We start from the raw sequence: 20,488 nt of genomic DNA on the forward strand, positions 1-20,488 counted from the left end.
CAGCCCCCAAATGCGCAATTAGGGACACGCACTACTTTACTTTTCCCGCCACTCCCCCGGCGAAATCCCTACCCAATGCTTGAACGCCCGATTAAATGAACTCTGCTCCGCGAACCCCAATAGCATGGTGATCTCGAACAAGGACAGGGATCGGTCTCGCAAGTAGCTTTGTGCCAGCTCCTGACGAGTGCGGTCGAGCAGACCCTGGAAGGTCTGGCCACCGGCGGTGAGACGGCGCTGTAGGGTGCGCACGGACAAGGCCATTTCGCTGGCCACTTCTTTCAGGGAGACCCGCGCCTCCGGTAGCAACCGCAGGAACACCTGCTGCACCTGAAAGGCAAAAGGGTCGTTACCCGGCAACGCATTGGCCAGGGCCACGGACTGACGATCAAGGATCTGGCGCAGGGCCGGGTTGGCGGTGGTCAAGGGGATGCTGAGGTAATCCGCCGGAAAGCGCACCGACACATAAGGGGCGGAGAAGCGTACCGGGCAACCAAAGAAGGCCTCGTACACTTCCGGGTGCTCGGGGGGCGGCGAGGAAAAGGTCACTTCCGCCGGGTTTGGCGCGCCCGGCACGATCTTGCGCAGAAAGCTGATCAGGGCGGAGATCGCCGTTTCATCCACCAGCAATCCCAAGCTCATGCCGCCAAACACCGGCCAGCCGATTTCCGCCTGGTCCCCACGGATCACCACTTCCGCCATTTGAATCCCGTAAAACAGGGATTCAAACCGCTGATAGGCATACAGTGCCTGGCCCAGGTTGTCGCTGGCCTGCACCAGATAGCCCAGCACCCCCACATGCTCGGGGGCGATGCAGGCACCGATTTCCAGCCCACGCCCGTCGCCCGGACACGCCTCCCGGGCCCGGCGCAGCAAATCAAACCACTGCATCAGTGGCACTTGCTCGCCGGGGGACAGCCGAGACACCGCGGCCCGCAGGGTCGGGGCGGACAATTGCTGCTGATCAAGCCAGTCCAGCAGCACCCGCGCATAGGCACCATTGATACGAATAGCAGCAGGATTCAGATTGGAGTTCGACATGGCATGATTGGATAACAGCTTGGCATGATTCGTCAATCAGATAAGCCAGCCATTCCCTAGCATGACGTCACGAGCTTTGCCTTCAACGCGGGGAGACGTGCCATGAGCGCTATCGATTTTGCCATCACCACCTACCAAAACGCCGACTTCAAACAATTGTTCCTGGTGGGCCTGTTGCCGTTTTTCGGCCTGAGCGCCGTCATCGAGGCCTGGCGCTTTCGTGGCACCGGTATTTACAGCCTGAAGGACTCCGCCGCCAGCATGACGCTGGGGGCCAGCTATGTAACGTTGGAGGTCGTGGTGAATGCCCTCTTCGTGTACGCAGCCATGGCCTGGGTGCACGACTACCACCTGATGGATATTGCCATCACCCCGTTGAGTTTTGCGCTGCTGTTTGTGCTGGTGGACTTCCTGTTCTATGTGTACCACGTGACCGCCCACAAAGTGCGCTGGTTCTGGGCCACCCATGTGGTACACCATGCCTCTGAGCACATGAATTTCACCACCGCCGGGCGGCAGAGCACCTTGTATGCATTCAGCGGGCTGTTCGCCTTTTTCCTGCCTGCCGTCGTGCTCGGCTTTGAACCGGCCTGGGTGCTTTTCGCGCTGGCCACTAACTTGTCTTACCAGTGGTTTATCCACACCCAGTGGATCAAAAAACTGCCACGCCCGATTGAATGGATCTTCAACACGCCGTCACATCACCGCGTACATCACGGCCGCAACCCGGAATACATCGACCGCAATTTCGGCGGCACCTTTGTTATCTGGGATCGCCTGTTTGGCACCTTCGTGGAAGAACGGGAAAATCTGCCCCCGGAATACGGCATTACCCGTCAGATCCATAGCTACAACCCCATCACCCTGACTCTGCACGAATTCATTGCCCTGTTCCAAGACATGGCTAAGCCGGGGCCGTTGTGGTTGAGATTGAAACACCTATGGGCAACGCCAGAGTGGCAACGCCCGAACGCGGAACACAAACAGGCAAGGGAAACACCTCAGGGAGGTTAAAATGGGCATAAAGAAGCGAAGACATCAGGGTCAGGCTTTCCATTTCCCACAACCACTATGTTTTTAGCAACGATAGACCTGACCCCAAAGGTTTTCGCTTCTCAACAAATTAGTGGCAATGGTACGGCTTTGACCCTGCATGGCAGCCATTAGCATCCGTACCACCGGAGTGGGCCAGAGCAGTACCAGAAACCATCATTACCAGTGCAATTGCAGCCATTATTTTCTTCATTGTCGTTACCTTCCCTATTTTTGTCGTCCAGTCATATTGCCCCCCCACAACACTCAGGGGCAATAACTGACGAAAACATCAGCTTCTGCCCATTTACTAATGGTCGGCCCCTTATATCCGCAAAAGAAAGCCCACATCCCACTGCTGCTCAACCTAAGCATTACGAACCCGACCTCCCCCAAATGGGGTATGAGCATCACAGGCCAAAATGCCACACTGTCCAAAAGCGGTTCTGAAATCCCACTCCACGCCAGCCAGAGGCAGAAAAATGCTGTTTACCCGAAAAACACTACTATTCGCAGCAACGCTCTCGATATCCGCCACAGCCATCGCCACTCCTCCTGCCTTTGAAATTTCTGGTGCGTTGCAAGACGGAAATTACGGGTACTCTAAAATGTCCCCTGAATCGAGCCGTTTCATCCACATCGAGGGCGGTATTCCGACGGTCTACCAGCCCAAGTCATCAGGCTGCGCGTCGCTCGACAATTACGGGAAAGTGAGTTTTAAACAAAAGGATGACCAAAGCATCTACGTGGTCATTGGCAATTCCAGTATGCCCACTGCCCCCGTAATGCGTAACGTGCCTGGCCGCAGCCAGCGCTTTAGCGCTCCAGCAGAACAAGTAACAACGGCCAACCATGTGCCTTGCACGGGCAAGGTAGTGCACACCAGCGAATAGTGCTTTCAGCCACTCGCCCCCCTCCGACGCGGTTGTCACAGGGCGGAAATTTCCTTCTGGAATATTCGCCCTACCCGGCAACACAAAAAACGGTACATAGGGGACACGCACAAACCCTGATTCTCGACAACGGACTCGTCCAAGCAGCGCCCCCATGCAAACCCTTACCGCCGCTCCAAAAACTCCACCATCATGCGGTAGCTCAGCCCCCAAATGCAGTAGCCCTGATAGCGACAGCACGGCAGCGTCACCGCCCCCATTGGGGTGCGATAGGTGAGTGTGCTGCGGTTCGCTGGGTTGGCCAGGTAGTCCAGCGGGATCCATACGCCGTGGCGAGCCTCATGGTTGAGACGTATGACATCATCGCCCTGCCAGCTAAACACATGGGGGGTAACCACCATGGGCCGCCAGCGGCTGTGGTGGCGAGTTAAACGGTCCGTCAGGCGCTCTTGGTAGTGCCCGTTCTGGTACAGGTCGAGTCCGGTTTCTTCAGCGGTTTCGCGCATGGCGGTGTCACGGCTGGAGGTGTCGCCGGTTTGCAGGCGCCCGCCGGGGAAGGCCATATCACCGGACCAGGGGTCGCCAGGGCGGTGGGCCCGCTGGATAAAGAATAACTCTCCCTCCGCTACATCCCGGCGATAAATCAACGCTACGGCGGCGCGGGTGACACGTCGTCGGAAGGGCAATTTCTGTGGGCGAGCTCTGCTGAGCCAGGTCAGTGCGGGCACAACGGCCTCTCTATTGGCTAAAATACGCCCAGCATAGCACTCCGATTGCCCTCGCCACGCTAGTCCATGGGCGGCCCAAACCCTCATGCGCACTGGCAGCCCTCCCCCAAACGTCGATTTGATACGATTTAGCTGTACACAGGGCGAGAATACGGTTATGTTGTGGGCCAGCTAAAAGATCGCACTTGAATCACGTACTCCATTTCGTTGTTTATATTGTATAACTCGTCCTGCAGTTCTGAAGTCCAAGTCTCCGTTTTTCAGCTACACCCGCCGTAAAGGCAAAACTTCATTTTTTCAGGATTAGAGATATGTCTACAGTTAAAGGCACCGTTAAGTGGTTCAACGAAGCAAAAGGTTTTGGTTTCCTGGAGCAGGAAAACGGCCCTGACGTTTTCGCTCACTTCAGCGCAATCACCGGTTCCGGTTTCAAAACCCTGGCCGAAGGCCAAGCGGTTGAGTTCACCGTGACCCAGGGCCCTAAAGGCCCGCAGGCTGAGAACATCGTCGCTCTGTAAGCGATCGTTCCAGTAAAAAAAGGCGCCCTTGTGGCGCCTTTTTTGTGTCTGGCCATCCCTAATCGCTAACAAATAATACCGCCTGGCAGGCCATTTCCCTTACTCAGCAAGCGCCCCGTCAACCTCTTATCAATAAGCTCCTTTTGTCATAACCCTATACATATTACCCCCATTTGAGGTATGTCCTGGCTTAGTGGCAAACGCCATAATTACCTTGGTATTGCCTGAATACTTACCTGATAGGGAAGATCATGATGAAAAAACTCACCTACGCCACCCTGGCTCTGGCCATTTTTGCCGGTGCCGCCATTGTGTCTGAAGTGCCTCTGGTCGAAGAAGCTCGCGCTGAATGCAGCAGCATCTGGGCCAGCTGCTCCGAGTCAGAAACCTCTGAGCTACAATCCGAGCTGGACAAGGCCGGTTGATCTCACCGGGCTGCCCGCTGGGGCAGCCCGTCAAACCAAGATGAAACATTTCTTTTCTAACAGCCGGTATGCAGAAGTGCGCCTTTTCCTTTTGCTGGTAACGGGCTCGCTGGCGATTCTTTTCAATCACTTCTACCACGTCACCTATAACGATTTGTCTCAATGGAAAGGCGGCGGCATGGGCATGTTCGCCACCCAGGATGCCCCAGGCACCCGGGTAGTTTCGATTATGCTTGAAACCCCAGAGCAATCATTTATTGCCAACAACCAAGCCTTAGGCCGATCACTGGCTCATTTCAACGCTATGCCAACAGCGGATAATTTGCTGTCCCTTTGTCGCTTTGCGTCCAATAAAGTGTGGCTTCCCAGCGGTACTGTACGAACCGTGACCCTGAATGATCAGACGCTACGCAGCTACCCTGTTGCCGGCCTTTCCGGTGACAAAACCAGTAGCCATCAGCCCCTAACCGTAACGGCCGCACAGCTGGTGGCATGGAAAACCTCGCTTAACGTGCCCACCGGCACCCTTACCCGCACCCCGTTAGGCAGCGCCCATTGGAATAACACGGAGGGCTGCCGTGTTAAACACTGATGCCATTCATCGGCGATTGAGCACTACACTCAAATCGCCCTTACTGGAAAAACTGTGTGGCCGGGAGCAACAGGATTTTCTTGCCGTTGTAGGGGCGCTAACCCTGGGCATCCTGATCTTCCATGGATTTCCCCATGTCTATTTCGCCATCCCCTTCCAGCTGTTGGTCATCAGTTACCTGGTCTGGCCAGCCTTATTGCGACAGGGCCCGTTCTGGTTTGTGGTCTTTCTGTTCAGCGCAGCAGCTCTATGGCTGAATTGGACCCACGCGGACAACCACAAATACCTGCTTTGCTACTGGGTGTTCAGTCTGTTCCTGGCTTTCGACAACACCCTTGATCGCCCGGCTTTTCTGAGGCGCTGCGCTCGCTATCTGCTTTTCTTCACCATGGTCATGGCGGTGATACAGAAAACCCTCTCTCCGGATTACCTAAGTGGCGATTTCTTTGAATTTATTCTCATGACGGATAGCCGTTTCAGTGCCCTTGGGTCACTGGTAACGGGCATGGACGGTGAGCTTTTTTCTGAAAACCGCCAGCTCTATGTGCGAGCGCTGGACCCCTTACTTGCCGATCAAACCACCGCCACTCTGCACAGCTCCGAGGCGCTCCATCGTCTGGCCTTACTGATTACCTGGGTCAACTACATAGACCAAATTGCCATTGCCATCATGTTGTTACTGCCACTCTCTCGGCGCGGTGAAATTTTCAAGCATCTGTTGTTGATGGCATTTATTATTCCCGTCTACGCTGTGGCGCCGGTTATTGGTTTTGGCTGGCTGATCATCATCTGGGGATACTGTTTGGTGCCCAACGAGGTGGCCGGCTTAAGACTGGGCTACCTGGGGTTATTCCTGTTACTTTGTATTTATGAATTTCCATGGCTGAGCCTCTTGGTTTATTCCCCATGACTCCTGATCCACACGACACCTATCTGATTTACGATGGCGAGTGCCCTGCCTGTCGAAACTATGTACGTTTTGTTCGCTTTCGCGATACCGTGGGCACCCTGCACCTCATTGATGCACGTAAAGCGCCGGGCTGGGTGCAACAGATGCAGCAGCAGAACATGCCTCTGGATGACGGCATGGTTCTGATATTTAACGGCCGCTACTTTCATGGTGCCGATGCCATCCACCATATGGCGCTACTGAGCAGCGGGAGCGGCCTATTCAATCGGATCAATGCACAGCTGTTCCGGTCTCGCTCACTGTCTCGCTTTCTTTATCCCATCCTCAAAGCCTGCCGTAACGCCCTGCTCTTTTTGCTGGCCAAAAAACCATTGAAACACTCCTGACAGGCATCTCTTTGGTTTTTGCTCCAGGCATTCTGATTAACAACATTTTGAATTGCCTGTTTTTTGTTATCGCTTTTTATCTGATCAGACATCCGTTTTGCCAAGAAATAGCCTCCCCGGCCGCTTTTGTAACCTTGCGTAAGCCACGCCATTTTTGCCGTCATGCTTTGTTCATATCTACCCGTCAGCATCGGCGCGTTTTTAATGGGGGAGATCCTGATCATGTGGCGCATCTTTTTTCTCAGCATAGTGGCAACCCTGCTGGTTGCCTGCGGGGGCGGAGGGAGCGGCAGCAATAGCGCCCCGACACCCAACAGCCCGCAAAACCAAGCGCCTACGGGCAGCCTCACTGGCGGCAACACGTTGACGTCAGGCAGCAGTATCATTCTCCAGTTGCAGGCCAGTGATGAGGATGGCGAGGTCATCGACATCACCTGGTCCGTGGAAGGGCCGCTGACCATTGACGCCTCTACCGACGCGTTTATTCAGGTACGCGCCGATACGGTCAGCGCGAATACCTCCGCCACCGTAATCGCACTCCTGCGTGACGACGACGATGACACCACCAGCCTTCGCCATACACTGACCGTGACCCCGATCAGCACCGATGCGCCAACGGTGAACGCGGGCACTGATCAACAAGTGGAAGAGACAGCCACCTTCACGCTGCAGGGCACCGCCACTGCCACCGGCGGCAACACCATTCGACGCCTGCAGTGGACGCAGCTCGAAGGGCCTGCTGCCACCGTGGACGGGGCCAGCGACCAGAACCTGCTGACCGCCACAGCCCCACAGGTAGATAGCGATACCGACCTGGTATTTGAACTCGAAGCTGAAGACAGCGCGGGAAACCTTGGCCGCGACCCGGTGACCGTGACGGTCACCAACACCGTGAACAACCCCCTGCCCCTGGTTGATGCCGGCGCCGACCAGACCGCCACCAGTGGCGATGAGGTCATGCTGTCCGGCAGCGCCTCCGATGACGGTGCCATCGCCTCGGTGCTTTGGGAAGTTACCTCCGGCCCCGCCGTAACCTTCCAACCGGAGAGTGATCTGGACACCCGCTTCACCGCTCCCCAGGTAAGCGAGGAAACCAGCTTGGTATTGACCCTGACCGCCACGGACGACCTGGGTGCGCAAGCCAGCGACACGGTGACCATCACCCTGCTACCGCTACCGGACAATAGCGCGCCCACAGTGGACGGCGCCTATGCTGACCCCGGCGTGGCAACCAGCGGCGAGTCCATTCAGCTGATTGGTGAAGCCAGCGACCTGGAAGGCGATGCCCTCATGTACGTCTGGACGCAATTGGACAATGGCGCGCCGACCCTGGCCATCGCCAATGCCGGCGAGGCAACTGCCTCGGTAACGCTTCCCGAACTAAATATGTCCACCACCTTCGCCTTCCGCTTCACTGCCAGTGACGGCGCGCGGGATGCCCATCGCGACATCTCCCTGCAAGGCACGCCCACCACACAGCCGTCACCCAGTGTGTTGGAATGCCTGTTCCGGCCCCTACAAAGCGGCTGCCCACTGGCCATACTCGGCAACCTGTTGAACCCGGACAGCCTCAGCGCCTGTTTCAGTAACCCGGACTCGCCCAGCTGCCCGTTTTCCGGCCTGGCCAGCCTGGACGAAGACCTGGCTCATTGTTTTAAAAACCCCGCCGATGACGGTTGCACCAGCCTGCTGGGCAAAATCACCGACCCCTTATATGTACTGGAAACACTGCCCCCTCAGGCACCGGCCAATACCTGTACCCCGGCCTTCGACGAGCGCACTTTCGAGCAATATATCGGGGTACTGCATGCACACACCGGTTACTCCGACGGCGCACTCAACTCTCGGCCCGCTGATGTGTTCGCGCGTGTAAAAGCACAGGGGCTGGATTTCACCGGCATTACCGACCATTCCGATAATGTGCGGCTTCCCCTGACGGTGACCGGCGACTGCTTTTCCAAAGATTTTTTCCAGTGCCTAATTGCGGATGATGATGTGCCCTTCGATTCCTTCCGCAAGTGGGACGCTACAGCCGAACAGGCAGATGCCGCCAGCGATGAAAGCTACACCGCCTTCCGCGGCTTCGAATGGACCTCGGACCGTTTTGGCCACATCAACCTGTTCTTCGGAGACAACGTGATCAACGCCAAAACCGGCCCCGGCTATGCCGTTTCCATGGGTCTGTTCTGGCAATGGTTCAGCTACCCGGCGCAGTTCGGAGGGGGCGACGACGCTCTGCTGGTGTTCAACCACCCCGGCCGGGAGGACGCCATTGAAGGCATCGTGGAACCCCTGGGCGGCGACCCGGCCTACACCTTCAATGACTTCCGCTATGTGGCCGCCGCTGACCGTCGCGTGGTGGGGCTGGAAGTGTTTGGCAAGGGCTCCGAATACGATTCCGGTGGCCCCGGCGGCAGCTGGCTGTCCTACGCACTGGACAAGGGCTGGCACGTGGGCGCGGCCGGCTCGGAAGATCACCACGATACAGAATGGGGCGACCCGGACCTGCCCAAAACCGTACTGGTCGCCCGTTCACGCAGTCGCGATGATTTACGCGAAGCGATGCAGGCCCGTCGCTTCTACGCCGTGGCCCAGTTCTATAACGGCCTGCGCATGACCTTCACCGTAGATGACTCGCCCATGGGCAGTCGCCTGCGTCGTCCGGCGGGTAGCCAGCTGCCGCTGTCCGCCAGCCTGACCCGGGACGGGGGCGACTTTATCGGTGTGGTGGAAGTGGTCACCCGCAACAACACGGTGGTGGCGACCCTGACGGGCAGCCATGTGGAGACCCTGGTGCCGGTCACCGACGAGGAAAGCTACTACTTCCTGCGAGTACGAGATCCGCAAACCGGTCGCCCGGTGGCCTTCAGCAGCCCGGTATGGGTGATGCCCGGCGCCAACGCCCTGCCGATATGCGAGTCCATACTCTAAATCACCACAGTCAACGGATTAAAAAAGGCGCCGGAATATGGCGCCTTTTTTGACTCTTCAATAAACAGGCTACGACCCCACCCCCTCTCTTTAAAAAGTAGGTCGAATTAGCCTGAAAGGCGTAATCCGACACTCAACGGAAAAGGCAGCAGAAACCGCCGATAGTCTACGCATTAGCCGCTGATTCAGGCTTATTGCTCAAACAAACCTTTAATCAGCATCAAGTCTGGATATTCAGCCTGTTGTTTTTGCGCCTGGGCCTGGAACGTCAGCATCATGTCGTTGGGCCGGAACATGCCCGCCTGCCAGGTCGCCATGTATTTAAGGCTGTCTTCCACGCTGTGATCGCGGCTGAAATTGAGCATTTCCTTACAGCCGCTCACCGCCAGCGGGGAATTCGCGGCAATCTCAGCGGCAATCGCCATCACTGCCGTGAGCATGCTATCCGCATCATCGTAAACGCTATTCACCAGACCCTGCTCCGCCGCTTCCTGGGCACTGAATTTGCGCCCGGTGTAAGCCAGCTCCCGCACCAAGCCCTGAGGCATCAACTTGGGCAGGCGCTGCAGTGTGCCCACGTCTGCTGTCATCCCCAGCGGGGTTTCCTTGATGGTGAAAAACGCATCGCGGGTGCAATAACGGCTGTCTGCCGCACACACCAGATCCAGCGCACCACCAATACAGCCACCCTGAATGGCCGCCAGCACCGGGATACGCACCTGCTCCAGCACGCTCAGGCAGTCCTGCAACTGCAACACCACGCGGCGGAGGTTCTCTGCCATGCGCCCGGGATCGCCGCCCATGGGCACGCCATTGGGATCAGAGAACACCGCCAGATCCATGCCCGCAGAAAAATGCTTGCCGGTGGACGAAATCACTACCACGCGGGCGTCGGTACCGGTCTCGATATCACGAAGGCAACGCGGCAGTTCCAGCCAGAAGTCCTTGTTCATGCTATTCAGCGCTTCCGGGCGACTGAACTGCACATGGGCAATATGGTTTTCCACGACAACATCGAACGAACTGTATTCAGGTAATGCGGACACGGTGTTCTCTCCCATTTTTATAAGCACTCGCGGTATAAGCATCATTGCCGGCGTTTCCGGCATTTGCCTGACAGCCTTACCCAATCAGCCCACATTGAACAGCCCTGATCACGCACTAAACCATGCTCAAGACGACATACTTGCTCGGGGGTTTGCTGCTATCAGAGACACAACGCAACCTTGAAACAGCACACAGGCGCCTGGATCAAATAGACATAAAAAAACGGCGCACTGATGACAGTACGCCGTTTTTCTACCGTTTTCCTCTACAAGGATGAGACAGAATTACTTCAAATCAAAGCGTTCCAGCTCCATCACCTTGGTCCAGGCCGCCACGAAATCGTGAACGAACTTTTGCTGGGCATCGGCACAGGCATAGACTTCCGCCAAAGCGCGCAATACCGAATTGGAACCAAACACCAGATCCACTCGGCTAGCGGTCCATTTCACTTCGCCGCTTTTGCGATCACGCCCTTCAAACGCTTCTTCATCTTCAGAAACCGGTTTCCATTCGGTTCCCATATCCAGAAGGTTCACAAAGAAGTCGTTGCTCAGCGTGCCCGGTTTGTCGGTAAACACACCTTCCTTACTGCCACCGTAATTCGCACCCAGCACCCGCAGGCCACCCACCAGCACCGTCATTTCCGGCGCCGTCAGGGTCAGCAGTTGCGCCCGGTCAATCATCAGGTGCTCACCGCCCATGGAGAAACGGCTCTGCTGATAATTACGGAACGCATCGGCTTTTAGCTCCAGCGGCTCAAAGGACGCGGCATCAGTTTGCTCTTGGCTAGCATCGGTACGCCCCGGCGAGAATGGCACCGTGATTTCGACGCCAGCATCACTGGCCGCTTTTTCGATAGCAGCACAACCACCCAATACGATCAGGTCCGCCAGCGAAATCGCCTTACTGCCGCTGTTGAAGTCACTCTGAATTGCTTCCAGCGTTTTCAATACACGGGCCAATTGATCCGGCTGATTCACCTCCCAGTCTTTCTGGGGAGCTAAACGGATGCGAGCGCCGTTAGCACCCCCACGCTTGTCGCCGCCACGGAAGGTAGCTGCAGACGACCATGCGGTGTACACCAGCTCGCTAACGCTCAGGCCTGAGCCCAGAATTTTGCCCTTCAATGCAGCAATATCCTTGTCGTCCACCAGCGGGTGATCCACGTCCGGCACCGGGTCTTGCCAGATCAGCTCTTCACTGGGCACGTCCGGCCCCAGGTAGCGAGCACGAGGCCCGAGATCCCGGTGAGTCAGTTTGAACCAGGCACGCGCAAACGCGTCGGCAAACTGGTCCGGGTTTTCATAAAAACGCCGGGAAATTTTTTCGTACGCAGGATCAAAACGCAGCGACAGGTCCGTGGTTAGCATCATCGGCTTGTGCTTTTTGGTCTTGTCCTGGGCATAGGGCATTTGTGGCTCGGCATCTTTCGCCACCCATTGCTTGGCGCCAGCCGGGCTCTCGGTCAGCTCCCACTCAAAACCAAACAGGTTCTCGAAGAAGTAATGACTCCACTGTGTGGGCGTCTGTGTCCAGGTCACTTCCGGGCCACCGCCCATCGTGTCGTCACCCATACCTGAGCCCGTGCTACTGCGCCAGCCCAAGCCCTGCTCAGCCAAGCCCGCACCTTCAGGATCCTCAGCAACGTTCTCAGGATTACCTGCACCATGGGCTTTACCAAAGGTATGACCACCAGCAATCAGAGCAACGGTTTCTTCATCATCCATGGCCATGCGCGCAAACGTTTCACGAATGTCATGGGCAGCAGCGACCGGATCCGGGTCTCCACCTGGGCCTTCCGGGTTCACATAGATCAGCCCCATCATCGTGGCTGCAAGCGGGTTCTCGAGATCACGCTTGCCCGAGTACCGCTTTTCGTCGGTTAGCCATTCGGCCTCACGGCCCCAGTACACGTCCTGGTCTGGCTCCCAGGTATCTTCTCGCCCACCGGCAAAACCAAAGGTTTTAAAGCCCATAGACTCCAGCGCCACGTTACCAGTGAGGATCATCAAGTCAGCCCAGGAAATCTTGTTGCCGTATTTCTGCTTCACCGGCCAAATCAGTCGGCGTGCTTTATCCAGGTTTACGTTATCCGGCCAGCCATTGAGTGGCGCGAAACGCTGCTGGCCGCGACCGCCGCCGCCACGGCCGTCACCAATCCGATAGGTGCCGGCACTGTGCCAAGCCATACGGATAAAGAACCCACCATAGTGGCCGAAGTCCGCGGGCCACCAATCCTGTGAATCGGTCATTACCGCATTCAGATCTTTTTTTACCGCATCCAGATCCAGGCTGTTAAATGCCTTGGCATAGTCGAAATCCACGTTCATAGGGTTGGACAATGAAGAATGCTGGTTCAATAAATCCAGGCGGAGCTGGTTAGGCCACCAGTCCTGATTCTTGGTGCCTGCGCCCGCAGCATGCATCGGGCACTTGCTTGCGTCTGCCATGACTCTCTCCCTCTTATGAGTATGTGTTAGCTCTTGGTTATTTATATCCCTTAACCCTTGCTATCGACTAGTTGGGTTTGGCGAATGAACCGATAGCTTTTATCAAACACTACATTTGTAGTCATAGCTTGAATAGCAATATCCCGTTATCACTGTGTACAGCTACCCCCTCTCTCTACCCCCCTTGACTACCTCTTCACAACGTCATTCTCTCACCCCGTTATGGTGGTATGGTGACGATACACACGATAAAAAAAGGGAACCGGTTGCCACGCGTGGCGGCCTGCCACGGAGATTTCAGCCCCATGCGTTTCATTCGTTTTGGTTTGCCCGCCCTGTTTCTTGCTCTCACTGCCTGTGACGAGCCACCCGCCCCCGAAGCACCGCCCACGGAAGTATTTGTGGTCACCGCCAGCGAGCAGCCTTATCAGCCCGGGCGCACCTTTACCGCACGGATGGAATCGCGCAGCGACGTGAACATTACCGCCCAGGTGACCGGCAAGTTAGTGGCGGTGCATTTTCGCGAAGGGGATGTGGTGGAGGCTGGCGCCCCGCTGTTCGATATCGATCCGGCCCCCTACAAGGCGGCCCTGTCCCAGGCCAAGGCCGAACGGGACCGGGCTCGGGCCAATCTGAGTGAAGCCAACAGTAACCTGACCCGGGCCAGCAAACTGATCGACAAGGGCTACATCTCCGATTCCGAATACGACACCCTGCAATCGCGCAAGCAAGAAGCGCAAGCGGCGGCAAAATCCGCCGAAGCCGCACTGGAAAGCGCTCAGGTTGACCTGTCCTACACCCATATTGCCGCCAGCCAGGCGGGCCGGGTAGCGCGCTCGGTCGCGTCGGTGGGCGATGTGGTCAGCCCGTCTTTCGGCACCCTGACAACCCTGGTCGGGCAGGGCAACATGCAGGCGGTATTCCAGATTCCCGAACGCCTGCTCACCGAAGCGGCTACCTCACCCGATCAGCCCGAGCTTTCCGAAATCGAAGTGGGCCTGGTGATGCCCGATGGTAGTACCTACCCGCAAACCGGCAACATCGTCTACGTGTCCAACCGGGTCGCGATCAACACCGGCACGGTGGAAGTCCGCGCTGCCATGCCCAACCCAAACGACCTGCTGCGCCCAGGCATGTTTGTGCAGGCCCAGGTGCGGCTGAAGGAAAGCATTCAAGGGCTGATGCTGCCCCAGGCCGCCTTGCAGGTGGACCAGCAAGGCACCTATGTGTTCGCCGTGAACGAGCAGGACACGGTTATCCGCCTTAACCTGCAAACCGGCGAGCGCATCGGCGAAAACGTGTTGGTCGACGATGGCCTGCCGGCCGGCACCCGGGTCATTCTGCGCGGCATTCAGAAAGTCCGCCCCGGCTCTGTGGTGACCGCCACCGCATTCAAGCCTGCCACCCAGGCCCATGAGGGCTCACCGGACACCCAGGCAGCACAGGACGCAAAAGAAGGGGCAACCCCGTGATCAGCAGCACCTTTATTCAGCGGCCCAAGCTGGCCATGGTGATCGGGCTGGTGATCACCTTCACCGGCTTGCTGGCCATGAAACTACTGCCCATTTCCGAATACCCGGAAGTGGCGCCCCCACAAATTTCCATCAGCGCCAGCTGGCCCGGCGCCTCGGCGGCGATCATGGAAGAAGCCGTTGGCCAAGTCATTGAAGATGTGGTCAACGGCGTGGAAGGCATGGAATACATGTCATCCAGCTCGTCCAACAGCGGCAGCTACAGCCTGAACATTACCTTCGGGGTCGGCGACGACCCGGATATGGCGCTGGTGCGTGTCCAAAATCGGGTGAAACTGGCCGAACCCTCATTACCCGCCGAGGTGCGTGCCCAGGGCCTGACCATCGACAAGCGCTCCCCGGATATTTTGTTCACCGTTAACCTGTATTCCCCGGATGGCTCTCTGGATGAGCTATTCATCGCCAACTACAGCCTGCTCAATGTGCAGAACCCACTCAAACGCATCGAAGGGGTGGCCGATGTCAGTGTGTTCAGTGCAGCGGACTATTCCATGCGCCTGTGGATGGATCCGGCGCGCATGACCGCCCTTGGTATTACCGCCGATGACGTCAGCGCGGCCCTACGCGAACAGAACGTTCAGGCCCCGGCGGGCAAGATCGGCGCCCCGCCATTCGATGGCAACCTCAGCACTGAGTATGCCCTGCAACTGGAAGGCCGCCTGAGCAGTACCAGCGAATTTGAAGATATCATTCTTCGTGCCGACCCCGAAGGCGGCATGGTGCGCCTGGGTGACGTGGCGCGCGTGGAACTGGGCCAGCTTTCCTACAGCACCGCCGCCGATTTCGACAATCACCCCACCACGGTCATGGCCGCCTACCTGTCCACCGGTGCCAACGCCCTGGCCACCGGTGATGCAGTCAAGCAGGAGTTGGAGCGGCTTAGCCAGACCTTCCCCGACGGCCTCGCCTATGAAGTAGGCTACGACACCACCCGCTATGTGGAAGTGGCCATTTCCCAGGTCACCGGCTCCCTGCTGATGGCAGTGGGACTGGTGATCCTGATTACCTTTGTTTTTCTCGGCGACTGGCGCCCGACCCTGGTGCCCACGGTGGTCATTCCTGTCTCCCTGATCGGCACCCTGGCGGTGATGCTGGTGGCCGGCATGACCATCAATACCGTGACCCTGTTCGGTTTGATTCTGGCCATCGGCATCGTGGTGGACGACGCGATCCTGGTGGTGGAAAACACCGACCGACATTTGCAGGAAGACCCGGACATCAGCACCCGCGATGCGGTCACCCGCACCATGGAGGAAGTTACCGGCCCCATTATCGCCACCACCCTGGTGCTACTGGCCGTATTTGTGCCGGTGGCCCTGATGCCGGGGATCACCGGGGTCATGTATAACCAGTTTGCAGTGACCATTTGTGTGGCCGTGGTGCTGTCCTCCGTATGCGCCCTAAGCCTGAGCCCGGCAGTAGCCAGCCTGGTGCTTCGCCGCCAAGCAAAAACCCCGCGCTGGTACCAGTACTTTAACAACGGCTTCGACCGCATCACCCGCGGCTATTCCCGCATTGTCGGCGGCTTGCTGGGCCGCCGTACCCTGACCCTGCTGATTTATGCAGTGATCATGGTTGGGCTGTTTGTCGGTGCCCGCAGCATTCCTTCCGGTTTTGTTCCCATGGAAGACAAGGGCGTGCTGTTGGTGAATGTACAGCTACCGGACGCGGCCTCCATCAACCGCACGGAAGCCGTGATCGAGAAACTGCAGGCCATGCTGGAAGCCGACCCGGCGGTGCAATCCGCCACCATGATCACCGGCTTCTCCATGCTCAGCGGCGGCTTGCAGAGCAATGGCGGCACCGGCTTCGTGGTCCTCAAACACTGGGACGACCGCCCGGACTTCAAGGACATTTCCCTGGCCGTGGCGGCGCGGATTACCCAAAACGCGTACCAGCAAATCCCTGAAGCGGAAATTCAAGCATTCCCTCCCCCGTCAGTCCCCGGCATGGGCGCCGTGGGCGGGCTGGAAATGGTGCTGGAAGACACCCTCGGGCGTAGCCATGCGGAACTGGCCGGCGTCATGCAAACCCTGGCCGCCGCCGCCAATGAATCGCCGCTAGTGGACAACGCCTACTCCAGCTTCCGGGCCAATGTGCCCATGTACAAAATCGATATCGACCGCGACAAGGCCAAGTCGTTGCAGGTACCGCTGACCAACATCTTCTCCACCCTGCAAAGCCAGCTGGGCTCCAGCTATATCAACGATTTTTCCCTGTTCGGCCGCACCTTTCGGGTAATGATGCAGGCCGCCCCGGAATACCGCTCCGACCTGAAAGACCTGCAACGGCTCTACGCCCGCAGCAACAACGGCAACATGGTGCCGCTATCCACACTAATTAACGTGGAGCCAGTGCTTGGCGCCGATATCAGCACCCGCTTCAACCTCTACCGCTCCGCCATTCTGCGCGCCAGCCCGGCCAGTGGCGTGTCCAGCGGTGACGCCATTGCTGAACTGGAAGGTATTGCCGCCAAGACCCTGCCCGATGGCTATCAGGTGGACTGGACAGGGCAGAGCTACCAGGAGAAACAGGCCGGGGGCCAAATCGGCATTGCCTTCGCCCTGGCCATGGTCTTCATCTATTTATTCCTGGTGGCGCAATACGAGAGCTGGTCGATACCGTCCGCCATTATTCTGGTGGTGCCCATTGCCGTGGCCGGCGCCATCGGCGGCCTGCTGTTGGTTGGGCAAATCGGTATTCCACAACTGGGCGCCCTGGATTTATTTGCCCAGGTGGGGCTGGTGCTATTGATCGGCCTGGCTGCCAAAAATGCCATTCTGATCGTCGAGTTCGCTCGGGAGCGACGCGAAGAAGGTGGGCTCTCAATCATTGAAGCGGCTGCGGAAGCAGGACGACTGCGTTTCCGCGCAGTGTGTATGACAGCCCTGTCCTTTGTGCTCGGCATTCTGCCGCTGGCCTTTGCCAGCGGCGCCGGCATGTTCAGCCAACTGTCTCTGGGCCATACGGTCATGTGGGGCATGCTCGCCGCCCTGCTGATCGGCACACCGATGATCCCGGCGTTTTATGCGATTGTGCAGGCCCTTCGCGAAAACCTGAAAAGACGCATGAAAAGATAAGTCGCGGGCGGGGGTGAGGGATGCGTCAGCCCTTGCTCCCGCTTGGAGACAACGCATTCTTTTCTTTTTACGCCGGCAAGGAAAAGAGGCCGGCGCCCACTCCGTCACACATCCACCACAGCGACGACTTCACGGTGGCACCTGCACACATTTTCTCCTAGTATCGAAGAGGCTTGGCCTTGCGCTGAACCATACGCAACACAAGGCCCTACAATAAAGACAGGGGAGTGCAATATGAATAAGGATGTTCCCGGCACGCTGATGCCTGCCGCTTCGTTAGTGCGTTTCAGCCGATCTCTTCTCGCCCTTCCGCTCGCCGCACTGATTGCTGGCTGCGCCACCACCGCCACAGATACCCGCTCTGCCAATGAGCGCACGCTGGAATCACTCAAACAGCCCAGCGAGCAGCAGATCTGCTACGACCGCGAGGCGGAACCTTACACTCCTCTGGTCGACGCCCATTTCCACCCCCGTCCCTTTGGCGGGCCGGCAATTCCACCGGAAAAACTGCACGCCATGCTGGAAGGCCAGGGCGTGAGGTTCGTGAACTATTTCGGTATCGGTCAGATTCTTGAGCTGGATTCCGGCTGTGACTATTACCTGGACTGCCCCGGCGTCACCGCCGTACCCAGTATCAAGAACGATTTCGTCAACGGCATGGAGACCGTGGCCTACCCCAACGACAATCTGCACATCACCCTGTCCATGACCTTCATGGATCTGGCACACCCGGAAAACGTGGTGGAGTTGATCGAACTGTATGACCAGGAGTACCCGGGCATGTTCAGCTGGAGCGGCGAGCTTAATGTGGTGAAACAAGCACTCCTGAAGAATAATCACGAACCGGCCACCATGCAGAGCATCGACCAGTGGGCTCCGTTCATGGAAGTCCTGGAAGAGCGCGACATTCCGGTAACCTTCCATTCCGATCTCGGGAACGACGCCAACCCCACCGAGCACCTGCCATTGATGAAACATATTCTGGCAACCTACCCGGACAACAAGGTCGTGTGGGCGCACATGGGGCTGTCAAAAGAACTGGGCAAGATGAACCCCGTCCAGCATGTCACCATTCTGAAAAGCCTGCTCGACAAGTATCCCAACCTGATGCTGGATATCTCCTGGGACGTGCTCTACAACGAATACCACCAGTGGGGCGACATCTACATCCCCTTCTTTAACGAATATTCCACTCGCATCCTGCCCGGCACCGACTTTGTCGCCGCTGCCTCCAAGGCCGACGACCAGTATGGCAAGGAACTGGACGTGACCAGCCGCGCCCTGAAAGCACTGGACGACGACGCTTTCCATAACATTGCGCTTGGCGCCAACTATTTCCGCTTGATGGACCTGGATTACAACGCCCCCCAGGTATGCCCATCGGATGACAAGACCCAAACCCAATAATTACCCAGGCTTGCAAAGGGGATCGGAATGAAAGGAACCAGCACCAGCATGGTTGCGCTTTGCGCAGCCATGCTGACACCGGCAATCGGTCAGGCCGAAGACAGTACACCGTCGGCGCCATCCCAGGATGTGGAACAACAACTGCAGGAACTGAAAAGCCTCCGCCAGGATCTGCAACAGCAGAGTCAGCAATTCGACCAGCGCATCCACCACTTGGAAACCCAGTTATACGGTGACGATGCACCACCGGCGACGGGCCAGCCGCAAGCCGGGGTCAGCAAGGGCTACCGCCCGGGCAAAGGGTTCAACCTGTTCAGCTCAGACATGGGCGAAGTCAATTTCAGCGTTTTCAGTTATACCCGCTATCTGAACCAGAAAGATTTTGACCGCACCTATACGGATTCATTCGGCCGCAGTTCCGAGATCGATCCCCGCAATGATCTCCAGTTTCAGAAGGTAAACCTTTCATTCAAAGGCTGGATCTTTGATCCCAAGCTGCATTACCTGTTCTATACATGGACCTCCAACACCAGCCAGGGCGACCCTGCCCAGGTGGTGGTGGCGGGTAACCTGAGTTACCACTTCAATAAGTCCTTCAAGCTGTACGGCGGCATCGGCGCGCTGCCTTCCACCCGCTCCACCAATGGCACCTTTCCCAACTGGCTGAAGAACGATCACCGCACCATTGCTGATGAGTTCTTCCGTGGGTCGTATACCACCGGGATATGGGCAGAAGGGGAAATTGCCGAGGGCGTGCAGTACCGTGCAATGCTAGGTAACAATCTGAGCCAGCTCGGCGTGGACGGCGCCCAGCTTGATGATGGCCTTAATACGTTCTCCGGCGCCCTGTGGTGGATGCCAACGACCGGAGAGTTTGGCCCCGGAGAAGAGTTTGGTGATTATGCCTTCCATGAAGAAATTGCCACCCGCTTCGGCATTCACTTCACTCACAGCCGTGAAGATGCCCAGTCACAGCCAGGGGTGAATACGTTTGAAAATTCCCAGATTCACCTATCTGACGGAACGCTGATATTCAGTGCCGACCCTTTCAACAATGGCACCCAGATCAACCAGGCCACCTACCAGATGGCCGCCGCCAATGCGGGGATAAAATACCGCGGCTGGTACCTGGAGGCCGAGTTCTACCATCGCTGGGTGGACAAGTTTGACGCTACCGGCCCACTCCCTGTTGATGAACTCGATGACAAGGGTTATCAGATCCAGGCATCCATGATGGCAATTCCCAAGGTGTTGCAACCCTATGTGGCTTACTCGGAAATTCAGGGTGAGTACGGCACACCACATGACATCAGCGTTGGCGCGAACTGGTTCCCCTTCAAGCGTAAGGAGTTCCGTTTTAGCGTTCAGGGGCTTTACCTGCAGGATTCCCCGGTGGGTTACAGCAGTGTCCCGTTCCAGGTGGGCGGCAATGGCTGGGCCATTACCACCGATATGGTTCTGGCATTCTAAAAAAATCCGGCAGGCCTCCCTCTGCATGGCCTGCCGTTTCTTACTT

At 57.4% G+C, this 20,488-nt stretch carries 17 protein-coding genes; 12 read left to right on the forward strand and 5 right to left on the reverse strand.

The genetic code is table 11. The annotated features are described in order from the left end of the window. Window positions 1-36 precede the first annotated feature (36 nt). On the reverse strand, window positions 37-1,077 hold the full coding sequence (locus tag ABNH18_RS16555) for an AraC family transcriptional regulator (RefSeq protein ID WP_349383896.1): 1,041 nt from the start codon (window positions 1,075-1,077) through the stop codon (window positions 37-39). A 66-nt stretch (window positions 1,078-1,143) separates the two neighbouring features. On the opposite strand from ABNH18_RS16555, the gene ABNH18_RS16560 reads away from it, so the two are divergent. Beyond that, the gene (locus tag ABNH18_RS16560) at window positions 1,144-2,055 is read left to right on the forward strand and encodes a sterol desaturase family protein (protein WP_349383897.1); all 912 of its coding nucleotides are present in this window, start codon (window positions 1,144-1,146) and stop codon (window positions 2,053-2,055) included. A gap of 109 nt (window positions 2,056-2,164) precedes the next feature. On the opposite strand, the gene ABNH18_RS16940 is transcribed toward ABNH18_RS16560, so the two are convergent. Next, a complete protein-coding gene (locus tag ABNH18_RS16940; protein WP_502876794.1) occupies window positions 2,165-2,287 on the reverse strand; it encodes a YHYH domain-containing protein in 123 nt (40 codons plus the stop codon). Window positions 2,288-2,555: 268 nt separating this feature from the next. Between ABNH18_RS16940 and ABNH18_RS16565 the strand changes: the two genes are divergently transcribed. Continuing rightward, a complete protein-coding gene (locus ABNH18_RS16565) occupies window positions 2,556-2,966 on the forward strand; it encodes a hypothetical protein (RefSeq protein WP_349383898.1) in 411 nt (136 codons plus the stop codon). A 164-nt stretch (window positions 2,967-3,130) separates the two neighbouring features. Here ABNH18_RS16565 and ABNH18_RS16570 read toward each other — a convergent pair whose 3' ends face one another. Next, a complete protein-coding gene (locus ABNH18_RS16570) occupies window positions 3,131-3,694 on the reverse strand; it encodes an NUDIX hydrolase (protein WP_349383899.1) in 564 nt (187 codons plus the stop codon). A 311-nt stretch (window positions 3,695-4,005) separates the two neighbouring features. On the opposite strand from ABNH18_RS16570, the gene ABNH18_RS16575 reads away from it, so the two are divergent. From ABNH18_RS16575 to ABNH18_RS16600, 6 genes are all read left to right on the forward strand, one after another. Continuing rightward, complete coding sequence (locus tag ABNH18_RS16575; RefSeq protein ID WP_007149147.1) at window positions 4,006-4,212, forward strand: cold-shock protein; 207 nt, start codon at window positions 4,006-4,008, stop codon at window positions 4,210-4,212. Between the two features lie 251 nt (window positions 4,213-4,463). Beyond that, window positions 4,464-4,637, forward strand: coding sequence for a hypothetical protein (locus ABNH18_RS16580; protein ID WP_349383900.1), 174 nt, complete (start codon window positions 4,464-4,466; stop codon window positions 4,635-4,637). 76 nt (window positions 4,638-4,713) lie between these two features. Continuing rightward, on the forward strand, window positions 4,714-5,229 hold the full coding sequence (locus ABNH18_RS16585; protein ID WP_349383901.1) for a hypothetical protein: 516 nt from the start codon (window positions 4,714-4,716) through the stop codon (window positions 5,227-5,229). After that, complete coding sequence (locus tag ABNH18_RS16590; RefSeq protein WP_349383902.1) at window positions 5,216-6,139, forward strand: hypothetical protein; 924 nt, start codon at window positions 5,216-5,218, stop codon at window positions 6,137-6,139. The genes ABNH18_RS16585 and ABNH18_RS16590 overlap by 14 nt, the downstream gene beginning before the upstream one ends. After that, the gene (locus tag ABNH18_RS16595; RefSeq protein ID WP_349383903.1) at window positions 6,136-6,525 is read left to right on the forward strand and encodes a thiol-disulfide oxidoreductase DCC family protein; all 390 of its coding nucleotides are present in this window, start codon (window positions 6,136-6,138) and stop codon (window positions 6,523-6,525) included. Before ABNH18_RS16590 ends, ABNH18_RS16595 begins: the two co-directional genes overlap by 4 nt. A 204-nt stretch (window positions 6,526-6,729) precedes the next feature. Continuing rightward, window positions 6,730-9,456 (forward strand): PKD domain-containing protein, encoded by a 2,727-nt coding sequence (locus tag ABNH18_RS16600; RefSeq protein ID WP_349383904.1) that lies wholly within the window; start codon window positions 6,730-6,732, stop codon window positions 9,454-9,456. Between the two features lie 191 nt (window positions 9,457-9,647). Here the strand turns inward: ABNH18_RS16600 and ABNH18_RS16605 are convergent, their stop codons facing one another. After that, on the reverse strand, window positions 9,648-10,502 hold the full coding sequence (locus tag ABNH18_RS16605; protein ID WP_349383905.1) for a crotonase/enoyl-CoA hydratase family protein: 855 nt from the start codon (window positions 10,500-10,502) through the stop codon (window positions 9,648-9,650). 285 nt (window positions 10,503-10,787) lie between these two features. Next, a complete protein-coding gene (katG, locus tag ABNH18_RS16610) occupies window positions 10,788-12,953 on the reverse strand; it encodes a catalase/peroxidase HPI (protein ID WP_349383906.1) in 2,166 nt (721 codons plus the stop codon). Window positions 12,954-13,258: 305 nt separating this feature from the next. Between katG and ABNH18_RS16615 the strand changes: the two genes are divergently transcribed. The 4 genes from ABNH18_RS16615 (at window position 13,259) to ABNH18_RS16630 (ending at window position 20,442) form a co-directional block, all read left to right on the forward strand. Then, the gene (locus ABNH18_RS16615) at window positions 13,259-14,425 is read left to right on the forward strand and encodes an efflux RND transporter periplasmic adaptor subunit (protein ID WP_349383907.1); all 1,167 of its coding nucleotides are present in this window, start codon (window positions 13,259-13,261) and stop codon (window positions 14,423-14,425) included. Then, complete coding sequence (locus ABNH18_RS16620) at window positions 14,422-17,565, forward strand: efflux RND transporter permease subunit (RefSeq protein WP_349383908.1); 3,144 nt, start codon at window positions 14,422-14,424, stop codon at window positions 17,563-17,565. Before ABNH18_RS16615 ends, ABNH18_RS16620 begins: the two co-directional genes overlap by 4 nt. A 234-nt stretch (window positions 17,566-17,799) precedes the next feature. Continuing rightward, window positions 17,800-18,972 carry an amidohydrolase family protein gene (locus ABNH18_RS16625; protein WP_349383909.1) on the forward strand — a complete coding sequence of 391 codons (1,173 nt, stop codon included), beginning with the start codon at window positions 17,800-17,802 and terminating at the stop codon, window positions 18,970-18,972. 27 nt (window positions 18,973-18,999) lie between these two features. Beyond that, window positions 19,000-20,442: a porin family protein gene (locus tag ABNH18_RS16630; protein ID WP_349383910.1), complete on the forward strand. Its 1,443-nt coding sequence runs from the start codon at window positions 19,000-19,002 to the stop codon at window positions 20,440-20,442. Window positions 20,443-20,488 lie beyond the last annotated feature (46 nt).

Origin of the sequence: Alcanivorax sp. (assembly GCF_040118815.1) — a bacterium.
Classification (GTDB): domain Bacteria; phylum Pseudomonadota; class Gammaproteobacteria; order Pseudomonadales; family Alcanivoracaceae; genus Alcanivorax.